The organism is Cedecea selenatireducens, assembly GCF_042138895.1.
Classification (GTDB): domain Bacteria; phylum Pseudomonadota; class Gammaproteobacteria; order Enterobacterales; family Enterobacteriaceae; genus Cedecea; species Cedecea selenatireducens.
Genome location: NZ_JBHIKW010000013.1, coordinates 1 through 24054 on the forward strand (window position 1 = coordinate 1; position 24054 = coordinate 24054).

15 protein-coding genes are annotated in these 24054 nt (G+C 57.0%); 4 read left to right on the plus strand and 11 right to left on the minus strand.

What is annotated here, in order from left to right; translation table 11 throughout:
- Window positions 1-73 precede the first annotated feature (73 nt).
- Together ACE38U_RS18355 and pdeH are read right to left on the minus strand one after the other, a co-directional pair.
- Window positions 74-2140, minus strand: a complete 2067-nt coding sequence (locus tag ACE38U_RS18355; RefSeq protein ID WP_176981280.1) for an AsmA family protein — start codon at window positions 2138-2140, stop codon at window positions 74-76.
- Window positions 2141-2205: 65 nt separating this feature from the next.
- Window positions 2206-2979, minus strand: a complete 774-nt coding sequence (gene pdeH / locus ACE38U_RS18360) for a cyclic-guanylate-specific phosphodiesterase (RefSeq protein ID WP_038477544.1) — start codon at window positions 2977-2979, stop codon at window positions 2206-2208.
- A gap of 243 nt (window positions 2980-3222) precedes the next feature.
- Here pdeH and kdgK point away from each other — a divergent pair, with 243 nt between their 5' ends.
- Window positions 3223-4155 (plus strand): 2-dehydro-3-deoxygluconokinase, encoded by a 933-nt coding sequence (gene kdgK, locus ACE38U_RS18365; protein WP_176981281.1) that lies wholly within the window; start codon window positions 3223-3225, stop codon window positions 4153-4155.
- Window positions 4156-4235: 80 nt separating this feature from the next.
- Here kdgK and ACE38U_RS18370 read toward each other — a convergent pair whose 3' ends face one another.
- The 9 genes from ACE38U_RS18370 to bcsR form a co-directional block, all read right to left on the minus strand.
- Window positions 4236-5720, minus strand: coding sequence for a M16 family metallopeptidase (locus ACE38U_RS18370; protein WP_038477538.1), 1485 nt, complete (start codon window positions 5718-5720; stop codon window positions 4236-4238).
- Between the two features lie 217 nt (window positions 5721-5937).
- Complete coding sequence (locus ACE38U_RS18375; RefSeq protein WP_038477534.1) at window positions 5938-7224, minus strand: dicarboxylate/amino acid:cation symporter; 1287 nt, start codon at window positions 7222-7224, stop codon at window positions 5938-5940.
- Between the two features lie 181 nt (window positions 7225-7405).
- Window positions 7406-9391, minus strand: a complete 1986-nt coding sequence (hmsP, locus tag ACE38U_RS18380) for a biofilm formation regulator HmsP (RefSeq protein ID WP_375530316.1) — start codon at window positions 9389-9391, stop codon at window positions 7406-7408.
- 202 nt (window positions 9392-9593) lie between these two features.
- On the minus strand, window positions 9594-13091 hold the full coding sequence (gene bcsC / locus ACE38U_RS18385) for a cellulose synthase complex outer membrane protein BcsC (protein WP_375530317.1): 3498 nt from the start codon (window positions 13089-13091) through the stop codon (window positions 9594-9596).
- A complete protein-coding gene (bcsZ, locus tag ACE38U_RS18390) occupies window positions 13073-14179 on the minus strand; it encodes a cellulose synthase complex periplasmic endoglucanase BcsZ (protein ID WP_038477528.1) in 1107 nt (368 codons plus the stop codon). The genes bcsC and bcsZ overlap by 19 nt, the downstream gene beginning before the upstream one ends.
- Before the next feature lie 5 nt (window positions 14180-14184).
- Complete coding sequence (gene bcsB / locus ACE38U_RS18395) at window positions 14185-16578, minus strand: cellulose biosynthesis cyclic di-GMP-binding regulatory protein BcsB (RefSeq protein WP_375530318.1); 2394 nt, start codon at window positions 16576-16578, stop codon at window positions 14185-14187.
- A gap of 139 nt (window positions 16579-16717) precedes the next feature.
- Window positions 16718-19327 carry a UDP-forming cellulose synthase catalytic subunit gene (bcsA, locus tag ACE38U_RS18400; protein WP_038477522.1) on the minus strand — a complete coding sequence of 870 codons (2610 nt, stop codon included), beginning with the start codon at window positions 19325-19327 and terminating at the stop codon, window positions 16718-16720.
- Window positions 19320-20057 (minus strand): cellulose biosynthesis protein BcsQ, encoded by a 738-nt coding sequence (gene bcsQ, locus ACE38U_RS18405; RefSeq protein WP_038477520.1) that lies wholly within the window; start codon window positions 20055-20057, stop codon window positions 19320-19322. The genes bcsA and bcsQ overlap by 8 nt, the downstream gene beginning before the upstream one ends.
- A gap of 12 nt (window positions 20058-20069) precedes the next feature.
- Complete coding sequence (gene bcsR, locus ACE38U_RS18410) at window positions 20070-20255, minus strand: cellulose biosynthesis protein BcsR (protein ID WP_038483072.1); 186 nt, start codon at window positions 20253-20255, stop codon at window positions 20070-20072.
- A 173-nt stretch (window positions 20256-20428) separates the two neighbouring features.
- On the opposite strand from bcsR, the gene bcsE reads away from it, so the two are divergent.
- Genes bcsE through bcsG form a run of 3 tightly spaced genes read left to right on the plus strand, consistent with a single transcriptional unit; the run spans window position 20429 to window position 23857 of the window.
- Window positions 20429-21991, plus strand: a complete 1563-nt coding sequence (gene bcsE / locus ACE38U_RS18415; protein WP_375530319.1) for a cellulose biosynthesis protein BcsE — start codon at window positions 20429-20431, stop codon at window positions 21989-21991.
- Complete coding sequence (gene bcsF / locus ACE38U_RS18420) at window positions 21991-22182, plus strand: cellulose biosynthesis protein BcsF (RefSeq protein WP_235212935.1); 192 nt, start codon at window positions 21991-21993, stop codon at window positions 22180-22182. Before bcsE ends, bcsF begins: the two co-directional genes overlap by 1 nt.
- Window positions 22175-23857, plus strand: coding sequence for a cellulose biosynthesis protein BcsG (gene bcsG / locus ACE38U_RS18425; RefSeq protein ID WP_375530320.1), 1683 nt, complete (start codon window positions 22175-22177; stop codon window positions 23855-23857). The genes bcsF and bcsG overlap by 8 nt, the downstream gene beginning before the upstream one ends.
- Window positions 23858-24054: the final 197 nt, after the last annotated feature.

Consider the following 24054-nt stretch of genomic DNA (forward strand, 5'->3'; position numbering starts at 1 on the left):
TAAAAGGGAAAGGGGACGCTGATTTCCCCCTCGCCCCTTCGGGGAGAGGGCTGGGGTGAGGGGAAACGTTCACTCACTTCTTCATCTGCCCCAAAATCGTCCGGCATTGATTATCGCTGCCTTCAGAAGTTGAGATCAGCGCAACCAGCGCCGCAGCCGGCGTGACCAGCGTCGCAAGCGCAGCGGCCACCGCACCACGAACGATCAGCGGCCCCGGCTTCACGCCCGCATCCGGGTTTTTGAACGTGCCGCGCACGTAGAGCGGTGAACGCAGGGTAATAATACGAATCCCTTTGCTCTCCGGATCGATGGTCAAATCCAGACGTTCGCTGGCAAAGTTGGTGCTGCCGGTCACGTTGATCAGGGCGTTTTCGGTATCAAAGGCGAAAATCCTCGGCGTCGCGATGCCGTTACGCAAATCCAGGTTCGCCGCAGCGCAGTTTATCCGCACCTCCTCGTCGCCAAAAATCTTCCCGACAATGTAGTTCCCAACGTTCAGGCCTACGATTTCCATCAGGTTGCGGCTGATAAGCCCGTCGTTCATCAGCAGCTTCAGGCTGCCGTTGCTGGTGCCAAGCAGTGCAGCCACGGAGTTACCGCGCCCGCTCAGGTTAGCGTCACCGTTCAGCTCACCGAGCGTTTTCTGCATCGATTCCACCTTTGGCATAAGCTGCTTCAGTTGGAGACGACGAGCCTGAATATCCGCTTTCCCCTGCATCGGTTTTTTGTCGCCTTCAAGGTGGATATTGGCATTGATGGACCCTCCCGCCATGCCGAATTTCAGCGGCTGCAGGCGCAGGTCAGCGTTATTCAGAATCACGTGGGTGCTCAGGTCGCTGAGCGGCAGCGTGCCGCTGTGCTCTATACGCTGCCCCTTAAAGCGCACATCGGCGTCCATCACGTTCCACTTGTCCGTCTCAAAGCGATCGTAAGGCAGCACTTTGTCGGCGGGCTGCGCCGTACTTTCTCCGCGCTGCTGTTTGGCTTTTTTCGTCTTCTCTGCGCCCTTCCCTGAGTCGACGCCAATCAACGGCCCTAAATCGGCCAGCCGCAGCTGTTTAGAGACTAAATCACCTTCAAGCTTAGGCCGCGGTTTGCCCTGGCTGTAAGTCAGGGAGCCGTGAATATCGCTGTCGCCAATGCGCCCGTTAAAATCCTGGTAACGGAAGACCGAACCTTTATCCGTATCGATTTTCGCCAGCAGATGGCCGTCCGTTTCAAACGGCGGGGTATCCGGCAGCAGCACGCCTGTCAGCGCGTAAAGGTTACCGAGGGAGTCCCCGGAGAATTTAAGCCTGAGGTCAACCCCGCCCATTTTCATTGGGTCGTTGACGGTCCCCACAAAGGCCACGCGAGACGTGCCAGAACGCACGTCGGCCTGCACCGGGAACGCGCTATCGCTTTCACTGCGCAGCGCCAGCATGCCGCCGATTTTACCGCTGCCTTCCACCGGCTGGCCGTTGTAGTGACCATTCACTTTCAGCCCGAACGCGTAATCCGCCGCCTTCGCCGCGTCCTTCCCCTGCGGCTTTTGGCCTGACACTTCACTGAACGGCAGCGGTTTACCCAGCGGATCGACGAGGATCGTTAGCTCTGCCCTGGTGACCTTGTCGTCTACCGCGATCCGGCCTTTATCAAACAAAATATTGTCCAGCCGGAAGGACCAGCCGGACGGTTTTTGATGGGGATCGTTGTCGCCAGAGCTGGCAAGGTTAAAGGTCCAGTTATTATTTTTTTCCGACAGCCGGATAATTCGGGCGTCGGGCTCAACCAGCTTAATCCAGGGGATGTAGACCGTTTTGGTGAGGAGCGAGAGTGGGGCAAGCGTCGCATCCACCCTCGGCAGATGAACCATGGTGACTTCGGGGATATCCGGCGGGTTGCCAAGAAGAATGTCCTCGGCGTGAACGTGCGGCCATGGCACCCAGCTACGCCAGCCGCTTTCGTCTTTGTTTCGCTCCCAAACCACGCCCAGATCGCCACGAATGGCAAAGGGGCGGTTCAGTTCGGTCGAGACTTTTTGGTTGATGGTTGGTTTTAGTCGGTTCCAGTCAAACGTCGCAATCACGACGATCGCCACCACAACCAACAACAAGAAAATCCCGGCGATTACACTGCTAATTTTACCTGCTCTTGTCATCCTTCTTACCTCTCCTGATGCCGGCCTGCCTGACTAAAAGATAGTCCAGCATGACCGAAACGGCATCAGGGGAGGTGAATCAGCACATGTTCAAGGTTTTCGAAAGGAACCGGGCGCGAAAGGAAATAGCCCTGCGCTGCATAGGCAGGCGAAGACTGAACATCCCTCCATTCTTCAACCGTTTCAATACCTTCCACAATTACGCCTTTGCAGTAACGGTTCATCAATTGCAGCAGCATGGTGAACAAATTGCGCCCTTCATCGCTTTTTCGCAGCATGATGAAAAGTTCGCGCGCCACTTTGATGTAGTCATAACGCACTTCGCTCAGCGCAGAAAAGTTTGCCAGGCCGGTGCCAAAATCATCCAGCCAAAGCGGGCCAAACTCGTGCATACCGGCCAGAGTTGCCGCCTGCGGCAGGTTGATATGCTCCACCAGCTCAAAGCGCACCCACGGCAGTTTTGCGATCAAATCGAGGATCGGCTGATGCTGCTTCATGGCAATCAGGGTGGGGCCATCAACGTTCACCGAGGCCAGAATGTCATGCCCGATAAAGGTCTGCTCCCATGCTTCCAGCAGGCGCAGCTGCTCTTCCACCACCGTAAGACGCTGGCGGCCGGGGATCGAAGAGAAATAGCGGTCAGGCGGAATACGCACGTCTGCCTCGGCCGGATGCGTCACCACCGTGAGCAGCTCCACTGCCATCAATTTCCCGTCTGTTTTATAAATCGGCTGAAAGGTATAGCGCCGCTGGCACTGCAGCCAAAATCGTCGCTCCTGCAAACTTTCAACGCTCGCCTCAAGCGTATGCAGCCGGTGAGTAATCTGTTTCAACTTCATCTGTACATCCTGTTTGACCTGATGACTCTACATGGCTCGTCGAAAGGTTATCGGCGTGGCAATTGAGAACTTTATGTTCGCTTTCGCAGCAAAATCGACTAGAGCGATTTTTGTCACAATCACAACAACCTGGCGCACATCAAAATTTTCCGAAACACTGTTTTAAAATGTTTGACTCACTTTTCACCACGGCGGAGAATGCGAAAAAACAGTCTTTTTGTTCATTTCATCATCAGGTTTCCTATGCCCACTCAGAAAATTGCCGTGATTGGCGAATGCATGATTGAACTGTCTCAGAACGGCGCTCAGCTGCAGCGCGGCTTTGGTGGCGATACCTTAAATACCTCCGTATATCTCGCTCGCCAGATCAGCGAAAGCGAGCTTGAAGTGCACTATGTCACCGCCCTTGGCGAAGACAGCTTTAGCCAGCAGATGCTGGACACGTGGCGTAAGGAGCGGCTGCATACGGCGCTGATTCAGCGCCTGGAACACCGCCTTCCGGGCCTCTACTACATCGAGACCGACGCCCACGGCGAGCGCACCTTCTACTACTGGCGTAACGAAGCGGCGGCGCGGTTCTGGCTGGAGAGCGAGCGTTCAGAGGAAATTTGCGCCGAACTGGCACAGTTCGATTATCTCTACCTGAGCGGTATTAGCCTGGCTATCCTCAACGAAACCAGCCGCGAGAAGCTGCTGGCAATGCTGAAGCAGGCGAGAGCCAACGGCTGCAAGGTGATTTTCGACAACAACTATCGCCCACGCCTATGGGCCAGCCCCGAAGAGACACGGCGCGTTTACCAGCAGATGCTGGCCTGCACGGATATTGCCTTCCTGACGCTGGATGATGAAGACTTGCTTTGGGGCACTGCCCCGGCAGGTGAGGTGATTCGCCGGACGCACGCTGCAGGCGTAGAAGAAGTGGTTATCAAACGGGGCGCAGAGTCTTGCCTGGTGTCGATCAGAGGTGCAAGCGAACTCGAAGTCCCCGCCCTTCGACTGGCGAAAGAAAACGTTGTGGATACCACCGCGGCAGGGGATTCGTTTAGCGCAGGCTACCTGGCGGTGCGTTTAACCGGAGGAACGACGGAAGAAGCCGCGAAGCGCGGCCATCTGACGGCAGGGACGGTGATCCAGTTTCGCGGGGCGATTATCCCGCTGGAAGCAATGCCCAAATAAGTGGACCCTCACCCCGAGGGCTAAAAGAATTCCCCCTCTCCCCTATGGGGAGAGGGTCGGGGTGAGGGGCAATCCCGGCACTAAGAAGCCGGAGGAATATCCGAAACATCCTGCTTAGGATCGTCGGTCACCGGCGGCGCGGCGGCTGGAACCATCACCTTATCCCACGTCGCTTTCAGTTCCTTCATGTTGTACTCAGGCTCGCCCTTAGGCTGCAGCAGTATCAGCGACATATCCTGAGACAGCTGCTGACGCAGGTCCTGGTTGAGCATCGACACGGTCAGGCTGTCGAGGAAGTCCTGGCGCAGCTTCTGATACTGTTCCGGCGCAATATCGACAACCTGGTTCTGCAGCGAGCGCATGCGCTGGCTGATCAACACATCGGTGTCGGTGCGCGCGTAGGTGGCAAACAGCTTCGTCAGCTCGCCCTTCTTCTGGGCAATCAGCGCATCAAACTCTTCCTGAGACAGGCCCTTATCACGCACTCGCAGCAGCTCGCGGCCTACGCTGGTCAGGCTGGCGTTCAGCTTATCGTTTGGCGACTCAATGTTTATCCCGCACTGGGCACGCAGATAGAGCACGCGACAGTCGAAGCTGAGGTTCAGGTCTTTAACGCCGTTTTTGCCCAGGCTTTGCTGCACGTTCCAGAACAGCGCTTCGCGAGCCAGGTCCGCACGCCAGTAGCGCAGCAGCGCCGCAGACTCACGAATCGGCTGCCAGGTGTTGTCCCACATCAGAGAAAGCCTGTCCTGGTGCACGCTATCGGTCATCAGGCTGACCGGCTCAGGCTTGAGCGGGGAGAGCGTTGGCACCGGCGCAGGCGTTTCGCGCTTGCCTTTCAGCTCGCCGAACGTTTTGTTGATTTGTTCCGCTACGCTGCGGCTGTCTACGTTGCCGACCACGATAAGGGTCATGGCGTCCGGGGTGTACCATTTGTCGTAAAACGCTTTCAGCTGCGCGGCGTCAACCGGGCGCTTGAGGCTTTCTGCCGGATCATGGCCCAGCAGCGTGGAGCCTTTGAGGCGATAGCGCCACCAGCTGTCTTTGGTGTTCATCGGCCAGGTGGCAACCATATCCGGCGCGTGCAGCGCAGCGGTCACGGTGCCAGAGGCCACGTCCAGCGAGCCGGTATTCGTCGCCAGGAACATCAGCGCTTCTTTCAGTAAATCATTACGGTTATTCGGCAGGCTGAGGTTAAACAGCGTGAAGTCATACGAGACGATAGCCGGAGGAAGTGGGCGCTCCGGGTCGCTGCTTTGCTGCCATAACGAACGCGCCTGGCTCGTCGGCAGGCCGCCAGCCTGCGTCAACACCATGCGCGGTAAAAAGTGGCTGTAACCGCTTTGCTGAGCGGTTTCGGCGAGCGAACCGGTATTCACCATCAGGCGAATTTCAACGCGATCGCTTGGGCGCTGGGGAGTGGATAAAACCTGCCACTGGAAGCCGTTAGAAAGCGTTCCCTGTTGCCAGGCCGGGTCCGGCTGGAGTGCTTCTGCCTGCACGTTACCGGCCATTGCTGCTAACAGCAATCCGCCAGCTAAAAGTCGAATCTTGGTGCCCTGCATGTGAACCCCTAAAAACAATCCTGGTTAAAAGTAGCACATCGGCGCGGCATTCGACGTCCGCAGACCGACATAGGTGACGTTTCACCAATCCGTTTGACCGCATTTCTGCGAAAACGTCACTTAAGAAAGTGAAAAATAGAGAGTGTTGAATATTTAGCGGGGTAATTATGCAGAGTCGCCCGCAGCGAGGGCAAGTCGCTGCGGGCAATTGGTCGGATTAGTGGGAGACTTCGGTCACTTTTTTGTCGGATTGTGGATTATCCAGCTGCTGGCGAAGCTGTTTTTCATCCAGCTGTTTCACCCATTTGGCCACCACGACGGTCGCCACGCCGTTACCCACCAGGTTGGTCAGCGCACGGGCTTCGGACATGAAGCGGTCGATACCCAGAATCAGCGCCAGACCGGCGACCGGCAGATGCCCTACCGCAGAGATGGTTGCAGCCAGTACGATGAAGCCGCTACCGGTCACGCCTGCAGCTCCTTTAGAGGAGAGCAGCAGCACCACCAGCAGCGTTATCTGGTGGAAGATATCCATGTGGCTGTTGGTCGCCTGAGCGATAAACACCGCCGCCATCGTCAGATAAATCGACGTGCCGTCCAGGTTGAAGGAGTAGCCGGTTGGAATAACCAGGCCAACAACGGATTTACGGCAGCCGAGTTTTTCCATCTTATCGAGCATGCGCGGCAGCACGGACTCGGAAGAGGACGTTCCCAGCACAATCAGCAGCTCTTCTTTGATGTAGCGGATGAACTTGAAGATGCTGAAGCCGGTGACGCGCGCAATAGAGCCCAGCACCAGAATCACAAACAGCAGGCAGGTAATGTAGAAGCAGATAATCAGCTGGCCCAGCTGAACCAGAGAGCCGACGCCGTATTTCCCGATGGTGAACGCCATCGCACCAAACGCCCCGATAGGCGCCAGGCGCATGATCATGTTGATGATACCGAAGATAACCTGAGAGAAGCTTTCGATGACGTTAAAGATCATCTGGCCTTTGTGGCCCAGGCGATGCAGGGCAAAGCCAAATAGCACGGCAAACAGCAGCACCTGCAGGATGTTACCGCTGGCAAACGCGCCAATCACGCTGCCTGGAATCACGTCCAGCAGGAAGGCAATCACGCCCTGTTGCTGAGCCTGTTCGGCGTAAACCGCCACCGCTTTAGCATCCAGCGTCGCCGGATCAACGTTCATCCCCGCGCCAGGCTGCAGCACGTTGACCACGATAAGCCCGATAATCAGCGCGATGGTGCTGACAACTTCGAAATAGAGTAACGCTACCGCGCCGGTACGGCCCACGGCTTTCATGCTTTCCATGCCCGCGATCCCGGTCACCACGGTGCAGAAGATGACGGGCGCAATAATCATTTTAATCAGTTTAACGAACGCGTCGCCAAACGGTTTCATTTGGGCACCCAATTCCGGGTAAAAGTGACCCAGCAAAATGCCGATGGCAATTGCGGTCAGCACCTGAAAATACAGACTTTTGAAGAGTGAGGTTTTCATTAGAGTATCCTTGGGACGGAGAGTAACCGCAGCCCGGCTCAGGGACCGGTATCACTGCGGCACTCAACATATCACCCCAAAAAAAACGCAGAAGTGGCCTCGATCGACTTTGTTAACGGAATTGTTAAAAACTTGAACTGAACCGATCCAGCTCGCAACATTTGTAACTAATGTTTTTCATTCAGGCAGCAAGAAATTCACTTTCAAACTGCTCCAGGGTGCGGGCTTTGGCATACAGGAAGCCCTGCGCGTAGATAACGCCGTGCGCCACCAGCCACTCGCGCTGTGCCTCTTGCTCAACGCCCTCGGCCACCACTTTCAGGTCCAGCGCTTTGGCCATCGCGATGATAACCCCCACCATCGCGTTGTCTTCCGGCAGCCCTTCCACGAAGCTTTTGTCTATCTTCAGCACGTCAATCGGCAGCGCTTTCATGTGGTGCAGATGACGCAGGCTGGCGTAGCCCATACCAAAATCGTCCAGCGCGATGCGCACCCCAGCCTGGCGAAGCGGCCGCAGGATATTCACCGCCGCTTTCGGGTCGTCTATGCGGCGGCTTTCGGTCACTTCGAGGATCAGCGTGCCGGGCTGGATACGATAGCGCTTAAGCAGCTCCAGCAGCGACGGCACCATCTCTTCATGCAGCAATTGTAACGCAGAGAGGTTCACGCATAGCGGCAGCGTAATGCCCCTGCTTTGCCAGGCAGACAGGGTGCGGCAGGACTCTTCGAGGATCCAATTACCGACGGTAATCATCATTCCGCAGGCCTCAATGCGTTCAATCAACCCTTCCGGCAGGCTCCAGCTGCCGTCCAGCTGGCGCTGACGCAGCAGAACTTCGGCGCTGACCACGCTGCCGTCGCGCATATCCACCTGCGGCTGCAGCCAGACGGCAAAATGGTGTTTTTCCAGCGCGTTTAAAATATCGTGTTCTTCGGTCAGGCGACGCTGCGCTTTTTCCATTTGATCGGGGTCGAAGAACTGAATCTGATTTTTCCCGCAGCGGCGAGCAGAAAGCGTCGCCGAGGCCGCCCGACGGTAAAGCTGCTCGGCGCTGAGCCCGGGCTTGAACATCGCAATGCCGAGGCTGGCGGTTGGCTTCAGCTGAAGCGCCTGAACCGGCAAACGGGCATTGAGCGTTTCCATGATTTTCTGCGCCAGCGACATCGCATACCACGGGTCGCTGACGCCGTAGAGCAGCAGCCCAAAATCATTCAGGCTGAGCTGGGCCAGCACCGCGTTGGCAGGCAGCACGGGTTTGATTTTTTCCACCAGCGTCAGCAGCAGCATCTCGCGCTGCTCTTCGTTCAGCACGCCGGCCGCATCCTGCAAGGTTTCGCTGCCGATTAACATCAGCGCACCGTGTTTCTCGTTCACCACCATCTGCTCAATCAGCGCCAGCAGCAGCGCTTTGTTTGGCAGCTCGGTGATCGGATTGTGGGTGCTCATCGTGTTCATCTGCTCTTGAAGACGCAGCGTAACCTGCTGGTTGCGGTTATAGCTGCGCACCAGCATGCCGATTTCATCGTCATGGTGCAGCGGCGGCAACGTTAGCTGGTGCTCACCCGCCTGCTGGGGGTTAAGGCCATCCAGCTCGCGGCTAATCTTACGGATCGGATGCACCACCAGCCGATTGATGCACCAGCTGATCGCCACGGTCAGAATCAGCGCCAGCAGCAAATAGGTGGTCAACAGGGTGGAAATCGTGCTGATGATGATGCGATACATGCGCCACGAGTCGGCCTGTAGCACGAGATAAGCCAGCGGCTGCGGGTTAGCCGGGCGCTCCAGCGAATAAAGCGGGAGAGATATCTGCACCGGCAGCTCAAACACGCGGGTGATCAGCATCGGGATTTGGTGTTCCGGTATAAAGCTAAGCCGAAGCGCCTGGAACTGGTTCGGCAGCACCACGTCCGCCCGGCTGATAATGCCGGAAGGTTGGATCTGGTGCAGGATAGCCTCGGCCTGAGGAATGTCCGCCCGAAGGATAGCGTCAGACAGCGGAAGACGAATGGAGTGGGCGATTTTCTCCATTTGGGTGGCGGTGTCGTAGCGGTTTTGCTGCACAAAATGGAACAGCTGAATGACGATAAAAATAAAAATAAACACCAGGGCCACGGCTGACACCATAGCCATCTGTTTTATCGTTAGGGAACGACTGACTCGCAAGCTGACTCTCCGCTTATGCTTAACCCACGCCACGCCCGGCATCAGGATATTCTTATGCCCGCAGAGTATACTGCATTGCCACGGTTTTTAATCCTCGCCCCTGGATAATCGGCTAATTCTGCTTTTATGGCTAAATTTGAGTCAACGTCGGGCTGAAGAACCGCTGACGGCGGGCTAACCCGCCGTCTTAGAATACGCCCAATCAGAAGTCTGCGTAAGGCACCAGCGGCTGCGGCGGCATATCCATATCGCCCTGCCAGCCCGCCATCGAGTAGCGAACGAAAATCAGCGCGTGGCTTGGGGTGTAATCCTTGGCCTGCTGAATATCAATCCCGGCACCGATTGACCAGTGCGAACTGATGCGGCGCTCTACCAGCGCCCTGGCCGTGTAGCCGAAGCCGTTGCTGCTGCTGGCTGAGGATGGGTCGTTACGGTCCGGATAGCCATTGAGATCGTCCGGGTAGGCGTTAGTGTTATTTGGCACGAGGTTACGCAGCGGATAGCGCATGCCCGCATTGCTGTGGGAATAGGACCAGGAGCCGGAAGCGCCCAGCTCCCAGGACCAGTTCTCTGTACGCTTACGCCAGGTCACCGGCACGGCAAACGACACGTATTTCTGCGGGCTGTAATAACCGCCCTGGCCGAGGAAGTAGTCACTAAGATCTTTTTCATAGTGCCAGACCATATTGGTGAGGCCGACGGTCAGGCGCTGGTTATTCTCGTTGATCAGCTTGTAGTAGTAGCCCGTCATCCAGCGCACGCGCCAGTTATCGGCCACGTTTTTCCCGGTAAGCGTGTCTGCGCTCAGGCTGGACCAGACGCCGTTAGCTTCGCCCTTATCGTAGCTCAGGCTGACACCGCCGCCGGTTGCCCGAACGCCGCCCCACACGGTATTGGTATTCGGATCCCGCTGCCCGCCGAAGGAAAGCAGGGAGCTGGAGATTGGGCGTCGGTGCGCATTCACGGTGTAGCCAATCGGCCCGAGGTCGTTGCTGTAGCTCACGCCGCCCACGACATCAACGACGTCAAAGCCCAGCGGCGTAGTGCCTATATCCGTCTGCCACGTATCGTTTTTCCAGCCAACGGCCAGGCTTGCGCCGTTGCCACTCTGTTTTGTGTTGCCGAAACAGTTGTGTTCCGCACAGGTGCCCCAGCGCTCCTTGTAGCCCGAGCCGTTATCTTTGAACGATCCGGCATCCATGTTCACCATATCGGTACGGAACCACATGCGTCCATCGCTGAGCGGGGCGTCCACTTCCAGCATGGTGGTGTGCGCTTTCAAATCTGAATAACCCGGCGTGCCGCTGGAACCCCAGTATTCGTGGTCAAGCGTCACGTTCACATCCTGCTGACGATAAAGATCGGCGGCGTCGCTACGCACGCCACGCTTCAGCCAGTCGTCTTTTTCGTCATTACGCGTAAGGCGAGTGAAGCTGTCGTTATCCACCGGGCGCGTCCGGGTGATACCTGAAGACACCATCGCGTCTTTATAGGTTTCCAGCGCCTGCTGCGGCTGGCCGCTTGCGGCCTGGAAGCGGGCGGCATCACGCATCACCAGCGCGCTGTCCATCGACGGCGGCTGGCTTTTCGCCGCAACCAGAATCGGGGCATAGGTTTGTGCAGCTTTTTCGTTATCACCCAAAACAGCCCAGGCATTTGCGACCCGGCGCTGGGTATTGATCGACGGGGTAACGCCCGCCGGGGTTGTTTGCAGCTTAGCCAGCAGATCACGAGCCTGCGGTTTATCACCTTCGGCGATCAGCACCTCGGTTAAGCCTAACAGCGCGTCTTCGTTATTCGGCGAGCGCTGCAGGACTTTCTGATACTGCGATTTCGCCGTGGTACGGTCGCCACGCTCGGCGGCCCAGTCGGCCAGCGTTAAATCAATGCGATCGGACGGCGTCTGCTGCTGAAGCAGCGCAATGGCGTCTTTTTCTTTACCGCCGTCCCGCAGGCGGTTAGCCGTTTGCATCACTTCGTTGAACTGCAACCGGTCGGCAAGCTCATGAATATTATCGTTCCACTGCGCTTTTGGCAGCGTATTGAGGTGGCTCAGCGCCGCCGCATCGTGGTTATTGCCTGAAAGGTAAAGCCCGTAGGCGAAGACCTGCTCAGGGTCGCCAGGTTTACGCTGGGCAAGACCTCGCATCAGGCTATCCGCCTCGCTATGCTTCCCGGCGGCGTAGAGATCGTTAGACAGGCGATAGGTAATCCATACGCTGTCCGGGTCAAGCTTGAGCCGCTGACGCTGAACGTCCGCTGCTTTTGCCCACTGCCCCTGACTTTCCAGCGCGGTAGCCTGCTGCTCCAGGCGATCTGCCGTCAGGCTGCGTTCAATATCATCTATGCTTTTGCGCTGGCTGGAGGAAAGGCTCTGAATATAGGCCGCAGCGCGCTCCGGCGACTGACGGCGATAAACGTTTGCCAGACCGCGAATGGCGTTGCTGTTCCCACGATCCATGCGCAGCGCCTGCTGGTAATAACGCTCGGCGCCCGCGTCGTCTTTTTTGGCGACGGCAACATCGCCAAAGCCCAGCACCGCATAGCTATCGGTATTATCAATTCTTTGCGCCTGCTGGTACTTCTGCAGCGCGGCATCCGGATTATTGGCTTTTAGCTGGGTATCACCCTGCTCAATAAGCAGCCAGTAGCGGTTCGTTTTGAGCAAGCTGTCCCACTTCCCGCGGTTATCGCTTTCAGGATCCATCTGAATCGCTTTTTCAAACTGCTGCACCGCCAGGGCACGTTTTCCCTGCTGGGAATAAGCCTGCCCCAACGCGCCAACCACTTCGCTGTCGTTCTGCTTAGCGTTTAACGCCTCTTTCAGCTGCGGGATCGCCTGGTTTCCGCGCCCGCCGCTGACGTCCTCTAAACCTTTAGCACGCGCCCGGAAGGCCGGATCGGCCAGCTGCTTTTGCTGCTGTGCGAGTTGTTCACGCGCGCTGGCGACCGTATCGCCCTCGGTGAACACGGTGAGAAAACGCTGCAAAGCCGCCACGCTTTCTGGCCCTGCCGGCAGGTTCTTAATTTGACCATACCACTGCACAGCGGCATCGCCCCGGCTGCTGTTGGACTTCGACATCTTCTCCAGCATCTGGTAAGCCTCGGCGCTGCGGTCGTTGGCAAACATCAGGCGTGCCAGGTTGCCACGCAGCTCGGCATTCCCCGGCGCGGCAGCGTCCAGCGCTTTGAGCTTATCAATCGCCTGGTTAGCACCACCGGGACGCTTCGCCATCAGCATCCAGTATTCAATCGCTAAATCACCCTCAGGCGGGTTGCCGCCAAACATTTTTTCATAGGCCGTAATAGCCTGCTCGGTGTGGCCGCTGGCCGCGAGTAACCGGGCTTCCTGCAGCTGCTGGCGGCCGTCCGCGCTGGTCAACATCATGGTGGACTGAGACTGTTTGTAGCCATCAGAACCGGGGGCCAGCTTTGCCAGCCGCTCCAGCTGCTTTTTCGCCCCGGCGTTGTCACCCTGGCGCAGCATGTAGCGCATCCGGGCTGAAATAACGTCCGGATCGTCGGGTGCCATCAGCTCCAGTCGGGCAAGGGACTGACGCACGATATCTTCGCGCTTGCTGGCCTCGCCCATACGCACCTGATCGAGCAATTGCTGCTGAGGCGTCAGGGCGGCCTGGGCCATCGGCATCAGCGCCATGCCCAGTGAGAGAGTGACTAAACTTAATGAGAACTTGCGCATACCTGACCCCAGCTCGGGATTAATTCACCCAGAGAATTGAAGCGAAAACGTTTTTGATCCCATCCCTGACCAAAGAGCGTTAAAACGTAGCTGTAATAGGCGTCAGCCTGGGGGAAATTGTCCTTAACCCGCTGGCGCTGCACTTCCCGTGCTTCGCTATCCTGTAAAAAAGGCAGCATCGCGGCGGAGAAACCCACCGGCCCGTTGCCCTGAATATTTCCGGTTTGCACCTCGACTTTTTCCGGCGGCAAACCTTGTTTAATCGTCATATCGGCCATCGGCTGGAATGCCTTTAGCAGCCGGGCCTTGTGCGGATCGTCGTCGGCCATCATGCCAACCCAAAGGTAAACGCGTATCGAGTCATAGCTGCCGTAGCGGGCATCATCTGTCGCAAACTGCCAGCCTTTGCCTTCGCGCCAGTCAGCCCAGTTTGGGGAGAATCCTTTTGGCGCAGTCTCGAGCAGTAACCGCTGATTAGCCGCCCGCATCGCCGGCCATGGGCCACGGTAGCGAACCACCCGCTGTAGCACCTGCGGCGGAAGGTAGCTTGGGTTCAGCCGCCACTCAGGGGAATGGTTAAAACCCACACGCCCAGGCAACAGTGAAAAACCAAGCCCAGGGATTTTAATCACTTCCTCTTTCGCCACGCGCTGAAGCAGCTTTTCGCCAAGGCGCTTATAGGCAGGCTCATGCCACAAACGCCCCGCCTCCAGCAGGCTCCAGACAATCCACATGTCGGCGTCAGAGGCAGAGTTAGTGTCTAAAACCGTCCACTCGTCTTTGTCGTTTTTGCCCCATAACCAGGCGGGCAGATGGTCTTTTAGCGCCCCTTCTGCAAGGTTGTTTTCCGTCCAGCTCAGCAGCTGGTCGAACATTGCCCTGTCGTTAGCGGCCAGCGCAAAGAAGAGCGCATAACTTTGCCCTTCCGAGGTGGTAATTTTGCGTTCATCGCTGGGGTCGATAACCCTTCCCTGGTCGCTGATGTAGTTCTGTTTAAACTGCTCCCAGGCAGGCCAGGTACAGGCGGCCTGCCCGGTAACGGCTGTCAACATCAGCCCGACCATCAGCAGTACGGAGCTGATTTTCATCGTGATTACTCGTCTTCAGGATCGATACGGCGGCGGCTAATAATACGCAGGATGCGCCACAGCACCCAGGCCAGTAGCACTACGCTTATCGCCGCAAAGATAGCCAACAGAACCGGATGGTTCGACAATGCGTACCAGATGCGCTCGAACCAGGGCAGATGGCCAACGTAGTAAATATCACCCACGCGCAGGCTATCGACGCCGGATTCACGAATCACCGCCACGGACCCGGAAATCGCCGCACGTTTGCCGCTGTCATTAAGCGCACCGTTCAGCAGTTCGTAGCCGCGAGGGCTGTCGGCCAGTAAAGCGAGGACGCTGCGCTGGTCGTTATACGGCGACTGGAAGCCCACGATGGCGGCCATCGCACCTTTGGAATTGACCGTGGTTTGCGTATCCGCCGCGCGATCTTTTGGATCGGAAACGCTGCTCAGCAGCGGCGTCTGGCGGACCGGCGTTTTCACCCAGCTTTGCGCGGCTTCAACCAGAAGATCGATACGTTTGTCATCTTTCATCGTCGGCGGAATGGTGCCGATTATCATGATGTCCGCATCTTTGCCCTGAATTGTGCTGCCATCATCCGTCAGATTCACGTTTACGGCAGGGAAGCCGGTTTGCGAACCAATGGTGCCAAGCGCGTCCAGCAGCGCGGTCACCTGAGCAGGTTTAGGCTCCTTGCTGACCACCACGATAGTTTGCGAGAGATCGGCCATGCGGCTGAACGGGAAGCCAGCATTCGCGTAGGTACGCAGATCCGGCATCGCAATAAAGTGATGGTAGTTGGAGAAGTCGATAGTTGACTCGTCCTCCACCACAACGTGGTTTTGAATCGGCTGGTAAGTAATACAGTTTTCAAGCGAACCACCCGGCATCGGGTTCATGTACGAGAAGTCAAAGCGCAGCTGGTTGGCGGCACCCAGGCGCAGCGCCGGAATGGCCACGTCGGTTTTGCCGTCCAGCAGCCCTTGCAGCACCGGCAGGCGCAGCAGCAGCTTGCTGTTCTCTTCGCTCGGCGTCAGGCTGAACGACTGCAGGAACTGGTTGTTCAGGCTGATATCCATGCGCGAGCTGTCTTTCATCGCTGGCGCGGTGTAACGATATTTCAGGTTCAGATCGATCCCGTTACTGCGCAGCAGATAGAGATCCGGCGGCAGGTTCATGGTCACGCTAATCGCACCCGGCTGCACTCCGCTGGACTGCAGCTGCTCCTGGTAGCCTTTCATTTCGCCAAGCGTCACCGGGCGGTCGGTTCTCACCCAGTTTGGCGCATCGTAAGGTTCACGTGGCAGCAATGGCTTCACATCATCCACGGTGACGCTGCTGCCGCGGAACAGGATATTGCCCTGGGCAATCCCTTTTGCGGCCTGCACGAGGTCTTTGTCATCGCGCCCCATCACCACCAGCAGCTTAACGTATGGGTTATCCGGGTGGCTTATCATCTCAACGGTTGGCGCCTGCACGGCCGGATGGTCACGCAGGAAGTCAGGACGCTTGTCGTTAGTGGCAAATACGATACCGTTGCTTGTCGGCAACTGGTTGAAAAGCACCGGGAAGCTCTGCCCACGCCACGCCGTGCGGGAGCCAAACCATGAGGCGACAATCCCTGCGGCGCGCTGCTGCTCAATATCCGGGCTGGCGGCAAAAACAATCGGCAGCGTCAGCGGGCGGTCATCGCGCGAGTCGAAGAACGGCACCGGGAAGTGCGACAGGTCGTTTTGCACCGGCAAACGCTGATAGGTCAGCGACAGCGAACTGCTGCGCCCGACATCCATCCACAGCGTGCTGCTGGCCGGGTTTTCACAGATATCGCGATAGTGGCCGACAAACTCCAGCCGCACGCGGTTAAAGTCGGTGATATACAGCGGATCGACCGGCACCTGAGCAAACGTCTTTTTGCCCAGCTGTTCTTTGGTGACCGGCAGAACGCCCATCAGCTCGTCGTTAAGATAAACTTTCAGCTGAGACTGCACCGGCAGCAGGGCAGGCGAAGGCGTGTATTCAAGATTCAGCAGCGCTTTCGAGACGATTTCATCCCGACGCATGCCAAACTCAACCCCGCTGTTCGGCTGCACGCCGGTTAACACCATACTTCCCGGCGGCGGCGCAATTTGCGCGAAATTCAGCTTCACATCGCGAGAAGGCACATTTTCGGCGACGATGGGTGCATTTGCACCCGGCACACCCGGCAAAACCTGCCCAACCATAGGGGCGTTTTCCGCAGGCGTTGCAGGCACCACCGCGTCCGTCGACCCAGGCTGAGGTGTCACCACCGCCTGGTTTGCCGTAGCCACGGCAGGAACCGTCGGAGCCGGGGTCGCGTCAGCCGCGTTCACCGCCGTAACAGGCAGGGCGCTGATGCCTACCGCCGCCGCATAAAACCAGGATATTTTTCTTTTCATCGCGTTTTCATCAAATTAATCAGGCTGTTGACAAACCTCAGGCGAAGGAAGAAACACCAGAGAACATCAATTCGTTATTTCGGTTGCCGGCTACAAAAAGGGAAAAACCACGCTTCCTCCCTCTTCATAAGCAATCTCGTCAGGCCAATGCAGACAAGGTCCGCCGTTTTGCTGGTTCGGCCGTCGGGCTGTGCGGAATAAACGACACAACCCAGTCAACCAGCACGGTGATCGCGTGGAAAATAAACTTCAATGACGGTGGAGCAAACTCCGCGAGGTGCCGGTAGCCCCGGAAACCAAGCTTGAGAATATCCACCAGGCTTTCCAGCGGCTTATCCTCAGGGAAACTGTCCTGCCATAGCGCCCAGGTGTCGGCGCGGGCAAAAGTACACTGAATAAAATCAATATGTTGTTTGGTGGTCATCTGCGCCAGCTGCAGGCCGACTTCGTCACCAAAGACCCTCATCACCTGGGCCGGGAAGAAGAACTCCTGCGCCCCACGCTTGAGCAGCAGATTCACTTTTTGGCCTTCCAGCACCTGCGTTGGGCCATGAATCTTGATGCCTACCCCGCCGTCTGAATAGTCGTGCACGGTGCAGGGGAACAGATGGCCGTCTTCACGCGCCAGCGCCGCCGGCATGGCGATTTCAACGCGGTGCGCGCGCCTGACCTGCTTACTCTCAACCGAAACGGCGACTGCGCCACCGAGAATAATCAGGTTGTAGAATACCCAAAGCAGGCTCACCACCACCGTTAGCGCCTCGTTTTCGGGGCCGTAGAAGAAACGCCATGCCCCAACGGCAACGCCCAGCAGGTTAACCAGCACCAGCACGAGGTACGGCCTTGTGATCACCCAGTCTACGTACTCGTTTTCAACTAACCCGCCTTTCGCGGTGACGTTGAACTTCCCTTTGTGCGGGTTGAATAGCGCCACCAGCGTAGGCTGGGCGATATACCACGCCAGCACCGTTTCATAGATTTCACTCCAGAACGAATGGCGGTACTTGCCCTGAATTTTGGAGTTGGTCAGGCTGGCGTGAACCATGTGCGGCAGAACAAACAGCGCAATCATGATAGCCGGGGCGTAAATGATATAGGCGTGGAACAGCAGAAACGCCAGCGGCGCAGTCAGGAAGATAAGCCGCGGGATCCCCGACAGGAAGTGGAACATGGCGTTGGCGTAACAGAGTCGCTGGGCAAACTTCAGCCCTTTACCGAAGAACGGGTTATCGAGACGGAAAATCTGCGTCATGCCGCGCGCCCAGCGAATACGCTGCCCGATGTGTGCCGAAAGGCTTTCCGTTGCCAGCCCTGCCGCCTGCGGAATACGCAGATAAGCCGAGGTGTAGCCGCGCCGGTGCAGGCGCAGCGAAGTGTGCGCATCTTCGGTCACCGTTTCGACGGCAATACCGCCAATTTCATCCAGCGGCCCACGGCGGATCACCGCACAGGAGCCGCAGAAGAACGTGGCATCCCACATGTCGTTCCCGTCCTGCACCAGCCCGTAGAACAGCGTGCCTTCGTTAGGCGTTTTACGAAAACGCCCAAGGTTGCGCTCGAACGGGTCGGGCGAGAAGAAGTGGTGCGGCGTCTGCATCATCGCCAGCTGTTTCTCTTTGAAGAACCAGCCCATAGTCAGCTGCAGGAAGGAGCGCGTTGGCACGTGGTCGCAGTCGAAGATGGCGACGAAATCACCTTTGGCATGCTTCAGCGCGTTATTGATGTTCCCCGCTTTGGCGTGCTCGTGCGTTGGGCGAGCGATATAATTTACCCCGACCATATCGGCGAACTGCTTAAACTCCTCGCGCCCGCCGTCGTCCAGAATCCAGATGTTCAGCTTGTCCTTCGGCCAGTCTATGCCCAGCGAGGCGTAGATGGTGCCCTTCACAACGTGCAGTTCTTCGTTATAGGTCGGGACAAAAATATCCACCACCGGCCAGGTGCTCATGTCTTTTGGCATCGGCACCGGCTGGCGGTTAAGCGGCCACACCACCTGGAAATACCCCATCACCAGCACCAGCCAGGCGTACGTCTCGGCAAACAACAGCCCCAGCCCGAAGGCAAGGCTCACCGGATCGTTCCAGTTAAGGGTCGAGGTGTAGCGCCACCAGATATAGCGGCAGGAAACGGTCAGCGACAGTACGATCAGCATCAGCGCGGCAAAACGCCCGGGCAACCGGCGAACCAGCAGCGCTACGCCCCACAGCAGCAGCAGGAAGATAAGCTGCGACAGCGGGTTAAACGGCTGAGTGATGCAAAGCAGGGCCAGAACGGCGGAAAAGACCACGATCGCGCCCAGAATAATACGCCGGGCGGTGTGGCTGATATGGCCAAGCTCTTTCTTCTCTTCGAGGTGCTGGGTGCGATTGCTAAAGTTTTCCGGCAGCTTATTCAGCCAGTCATGCCAGCTCTCGCGCCACGCCTGAATTCGGGCAAAAGAACGCACGCGAGGGCGCCCGCTTTTCTTGCCGGCACGAAGCATCAGCCACAGGCTTTGAATAGCGTAACGGACAGCGTCCAGCGGCCGAGGCCTGTCGGGATTGATGTGCGGATAAAGCTGGTCATGCTCGGCGCGTATGCGGCTCCAGCGCTGGCCTTCAAGCGGCAGAACAATCCACGCCAGAATAAAGACTATGCAGCCCAGCACGGCGCTGAACGGCGGAGCGCCGTTGCGACGGAAAGTACGATAACGCTCCCCCAACCGCCGGCTGGCAGCAGGAAGTAACAGCCACGAGGCCAGGTTACTCATGCTTCTTCCCTGAAAGGTTCAGCAGGCACCAGTTAGCGAGCGTCATAATTTCTTCTGCGATAAGTGAGTCCGGACGATGCTCGCCAGGCGGCTGTTTTACCGCGGCGCTTTCGGCCATCGCCTCATCCCGGTGGAGAATAATAGGGATCATCGTGCGCTGGCTCTGCAGCCAGATTTGGTAGATATCGTCCTGCAATTGGCTCGCTACCAGAAGATAGTTCACCAGTAAGTGCGCGCCTTTAGGCAGGGCCTGCTGGTGCAGGCGGATATGGCAGTTGGTGTCCGGTTTTACCACCGTCAGTACGCTATCGGTTTGCGCCAGAATCTGACGCGTTAATGCGTTAAAGCCGTGAGGTAAGTCCAGTAAAATCCACTGGTATTGCTGGCTCGCTTTCAGGTCAGCGAGAAAATGGCTGAACTGCCCGAGGGCTTTTTCCACCGTCTCGAACGTTTCATGCTCAGCCGGGCTCAGTTGACCAAACGGCAGCACGTCGAGGTGGCTGGTATAACGCCACGCGCTTTTGCGCCAGTCTTCGTTATCCAGCATGGCGCGCGCCCAGCCCTTAGGCTCTGCGAAATCAATATTATAAAACATGCGCAGCAGGTTATCTGGCGAGATATCTATCACCAGTACCGACTCCCCAAGCTGCTGCAACGACCAGCCAAGTGCCGCGGTGATAGAAGTCGTCCCTACGCCACCACGCAACCCCTGCAACCCAATGACAGCCATCAGGCCTACTCCCTATTGTTGCGTTAATTCCGCCAGCAACGGCCAGCGCTTAATTGCCGCCGCCAGCTGTTCCTGCTGCGATATATCGGTGTAATCTATTTCCGGCAGTGAGAATGCTTTACTTAGCGCCAGAAAATCATTTTGGAAGGCATAAACAAGCTTGTTTTCCTGAGCATTGCCAGTCTCTTCATCTTGCATTTTGGTAGTCATCCCTCGGGCAGGTTTCGTCACCAGCGATAACGGCAAATGTCCGGAAAACGAAAAGTGTTTTACAATGCTAAAACTGATGCTGTTTATTTTCAATGGTAGGTTTCTTTCTTAGCTTACGCTAGTAAACTGACATACATACTAATTTATCTCCAGGGGACGCCATGGAACCCATATTTTCGCTTGGCATCCGTTCATTGTGGAACGAATTGAGCCATATGCCCGCAGGCGGCATCTGGTGGCTAAACGTAGAACGTCAGGATGACGCAATAAACATTGTTAATCAAACAATTGCAGCCCAAAACTCGGATGCAAACGTTGCCGTCATTGCAATGTCAGCCAGGCCAAAACAAACGATAAAGCTCGACTCGACGAAAGGCCCGGAGAAAATACGCCTTTTTACGATGCCTTCGACTATCAATGGGCTCAACTCGCTGCGCCGTGATTTGATGTGCAGCATTAATCCCGAACACTACTTTTTTATACTCTTAAGCTCAGATAACGTTTGGGACAATATATCAACAGCCGACCTGCGCCATTGGCTTGCCGCGATGGGAAAATGGACCAAACGCATTAAGTGCAGTCTGCTTTTTGTCAATGTCGGAAATAATAATGACAAACAATTCTCATTATTAGTCAGCGAACATCGCAGCCTTTCCGGCCTCGCCAGCCTGCGCGCACAAAGTGATATTCACCGTTATGACGTAGCCTTCTGGTGTAATGAGAGAGGCGTCACAGCCGATCAACAACTTAATATTCAATGGCAAAATGAAGCGTGGCAGGTGCAGGAAAATTCCGAAAACGCCCCTCAGCCTCGCAGCGATGAAAAACGCGTGCTCAGCCACATTGCGGTGCTGGAAGGAGCCCCTGCCCTGTCGGAAAACTGGCAGCTCTTCGACAACAACGAGCAGCTGTTTGAAGCGGCGCGAACCGCGCAGGCCGCGACGATCATTTTCTCTCTCACCCAGAACGGCCAAATCAACAGCATTGCCCGCCAGATCCACTCGCTCCGCCGCCAGCGCGGCAGTGCGCTCAAACTCGTTGTCCGCGAAAACCAGGCCAGCCTGCGCGCCACCGACGAAAGGCTTTTACTGGGCTGCGGCGCCACGCTGATTATTCCGTGGAACGCCCCGCTTTCACGCTGTCTGACGATGATAGAAAGCGTGCAGGGCGCGAAGTTTACCCGCCATGTGCCGGAAGACATTAGCGTCCTGATAGACCAGATGCAGCCGCTGAAGCTGCGCGGCTACCAGCCGTGGGACGTCTTCTGCAACGGCATCGGCACGCTGATGAACAACGCTTTGCTGCCTGAAGACGGCAAAGGCGTAATGGTCGCGCTGCGCCCGGTGCCAGGGCTGCGGGTTGAGCAGGCGCTGACGCTGTGCCGTCCGAACCGCATGGGCGATATCGTCACCCTCGGCGAAAACCGGCTGGTGCTGTTCCTCTCTTTCTGCCGAATTAACGATCTCGATACCGCGCTGAATCACATATTCCCGCTGCCGGTGAACGACATTTTCACCAACCGCATGGTGTGGTTTGAAGACAGCCAAATCACGGCTGAAATACTCCAGATGCAGGCCATGCGTCCGGAGAAGTGGGCGAAACCGCTTGCCGCCACCCTCGACCTGAACACCGTGCGCCATGTCAGCCGCGAAGGGCACGGCTGGCGTCGGGAGCCAACGCCCATCACGCTGCTGGATGACACGCCGAGGGAGCAGACACCATGATGAACATCACCGACATCATTCAGCTCATCGTGCTTTGCGCGATTATTTTTATTCCGCTGGGCTACACCGCTCGCCGCTGGCTTCCTCGCCTTACCGCTTCGGTACGGCTGATGTTTTTAAAACCACGCTACGTTAAACCGGCCGGAACGCTGCGCCGAACTTCCGTCAAGGCAGACCATCAACATGACTAATCACTCTCAAACGGCAAAGTCGCCAGCCTATTTTCTGCAATACTGGCGTGGTCTGGGTGGCTGGAACTACTACTTCCTGTTGAAGTTCGGGCTGCTGTGGACCGGCTATCTTAATTTTCATCCGCTGGCAAACCTGGTTTTTCTGGCCTTTTTGCTGTTCCCGCTGCCGCCGCTCAAACTTCATAAGCTGCGTAACTGGATAGCCCTGCCGGTAGGGATTGGCCTGTTCTGGCACGATACCTGGCTGCCGGGACCTGACAGCATCATGAGCCAGGGCTCGCAGGTTGTCGGCTTTAGCGCAGACTACCTTCTCGACCTGGTGACCCGCTTTATTAACTGGCAGATGATCGGCGCGGCGTTTGTGCTGCTGGTTGCCTGGCTGTTTGTCTCGCAGTGGCTGCGCGTCACGGTCTTCGTCGTGGCAACCCTGGTGTGGCTGAACCTGCTAACCGTGGCCGGCCCGGCTATCTCTTTACTGCCGTCGACGTCGCAAACGACAGCCTCCGTTAACGCTGGCGGCACGGCTGGGGCAACAACTTCCGGCAATACGCTGGCCCCGGTTCCCGGTGATATTCCGGCGCAAACGGCACCACCGACCAGCGATAACATCACCGCGTGGCTGAACAGCTTCTATGCCAGCGAAGCTAAACGGCAGACCAAATTCCCGGACGCGCTGCCCGCAGACGCTCAGCCTTTTGAGCTGCTGATCATTAACATCTGCTCGCTTTCCTGGTCCGATATCGAGGCGGTGGGCCTCAGTTCGCATCCGCTGTGGAAACACTTCGATATTCTGTTTAAAAACTTCAACTCGGCGACGTCTTACAGCGGCCCGGCGGCTATTCGCCTGCTCCGCGCCAGCTGCGGCCAGTCCACGCATAAAGGTCTGTATGAGCCAGAGGGCAACCAGTGCTATCTGTTTGACGATCTTGCCCGCCTGGGCTTTAAGCAGCAGCTGATGATGGATCATAACGGCGTGTTCGGCGACTTCCTGAAAGAAGTCCGTGAGTACGGCGGCATTCAGGTGCCTCTGATGGATCAAAGCGGGCTGCCAAGCGACCTGCAGGCGTTCGACAATTCGCCAATTTACGACGACACTGCCGTGCTGCACCGCTGGCTGCAGGGTGAGCAGAACGACGGGGTTAACCCGCGTACCGCCACCTTCTACAACCTGGTACCGCTGCATGATGGCAACCACTATCCGGGGAACAGCAAGCCTGCAGACTATAAGGTACGTGCCCAGAAGCTGTTTGATGAGCTGGACTCATTCCTGACCGAGCTTGAGAAGTCGAACCGTAAAGTGATGGTGGTGATTGTGCCGGAGCACGGCGCGGCGCTGAAAGGCGACAAAATGCAGGTGTCGGGCCTGCGTGATATCCCAAGCCCGGATATCACCCACGTTCCTGCAGGCGTGAAGTTCGTCGGTATGAAGGCGCCACACGGCGGCGATGCCATTGAAATCACTCAGCCGAGCAGCTATCTGGCGATTTCTGAACTGGTTTCCCGCTCGATAGACGGCAAGAACTTTGTCGCCGACCAGGTCGACTGGAACGCGCTGACCGGCAACCTGCCGCAAACCGCCCCGGTTTCCGAAAACTCTACGGCGGTGGTGGTGAAGTACCAGGATAAGCCTTATGTCCGCCTGAGCGGCGGCGACTGGGTGCCTTATCCGCAATAAGGTTTGCGTTTAGACGATTGAAAACCGGCGCCTGGAGCGCCGGTCACATTGATGACAAACAGCCGAAAAACGTGGTTTTCGACTGTTTGGGGCAAACCAGAGAACATTATTCATTGTTTTTAGTAGACCTGGGTTCGGACTTTTTTAGAGCAATGAACTTTGTCAGCAGTCTCACCGGCGCCTGGGGCGCCGGTTTT

Excerpts from the sequence above, each read along its gene's own strand:
- bcsR (WP_038483072.1), bottom strand. The coding sequence starts at position 20,255 with ATGCAAGATGAAGAGACTGGCAATGCTCAGGAAAACAAGCTTGTTTAT.
- bcsC (WP_375530317.1), bottom strand. The coding sequence starts at position 13,091 with ATGCGCAAGTTCTCATTAAGTTTAGTCACTCTCTCACTGGGCATGGCG.
- bcsA (WP_038477522.1), bottom strand. The coding sequence starts at position 19,327 with ATGAGTAACCTGGCCTCGTGGCTGTTACTTCCTGCTGCCAGCCGGCGG.
- bcsG (WP_375530320.1), top strand. The coding sequence starts at position 22,175 with ATGACTAATCACTCTCAAACGGCAAAGTCGCCAGCCTATTTTCTGCAA.
- bcsB (WP_375530318.1), bottom strand. The coding sequence starts at position 16,578 with ATGAAAAGAAAAATATCCTGGTTTTATGCGGCGGCGGTAGGCATCAGC.
- ACE38U_RS18375 (WP_038477534.1), bottom strand. The coding sequence starts at position 7,224 with ATGAAAACCTCACTCTTCAAAAGTCTGTATTTTCAGGTGCTGACCGCA.
- ACE38U_RS18355 (WP_176981280.1), bottom strand. The coding sequence starts at position 2,140 with ATGACAAGAGCAGGTAAAATTAGCAGTGTAATCGCCGGGATTTTCTTG.
- bcsQ (WP_038477520.1), bottom strand. The coding sequence starts at position 20,057 with ATGGCTGTCATTGGGTTGCAGGGGTTGCGTGGTGGCGTAGGGACGACT.
- bcsF (WP_235212935.1), top strand. The coding sequence starts at position 21,991 with ATGAACATCACCGACATCATTCAGCTCATCGTGCTTTGCGCGATTATT.
- kdgK (WP_176981281.1), top strand. The coding sequence starts at position 3,223 with ATGCCCACTCAGAAAATTGCCGTGATTGGCGAATGCATGATTGAACTG.
- bcsE (WP_375530319.1), top strand. The coding sequence starts at position 20,429 with ATGGAACCCATATTTTCGCTTGGCATCCGTTCATTGTGGAACGAATTG.
- ACE38U_RS18370 (WP_038477538.1), bottom strand. The coding sequence starts at position 5,720 with ATGCAGGGCACCAAGATTCGACTTTTAGCTGGCGGATTGCTGTTAGCA.
- bcsZ (WP_038477528.1), bottom strand. The coding sequence starts at position 14,179 with ATGAAAATCAGCTCCGTACTGCTGATGGTCGGGCTGATGTTGACAGCC.
- pdeH (WP_038477544.1), bottom strand. The coding sequence starts at position 2,979 with ATGAAGTTGAAACAGATTACTCACCGGCTGCATACGCTTGAGGCGAGC.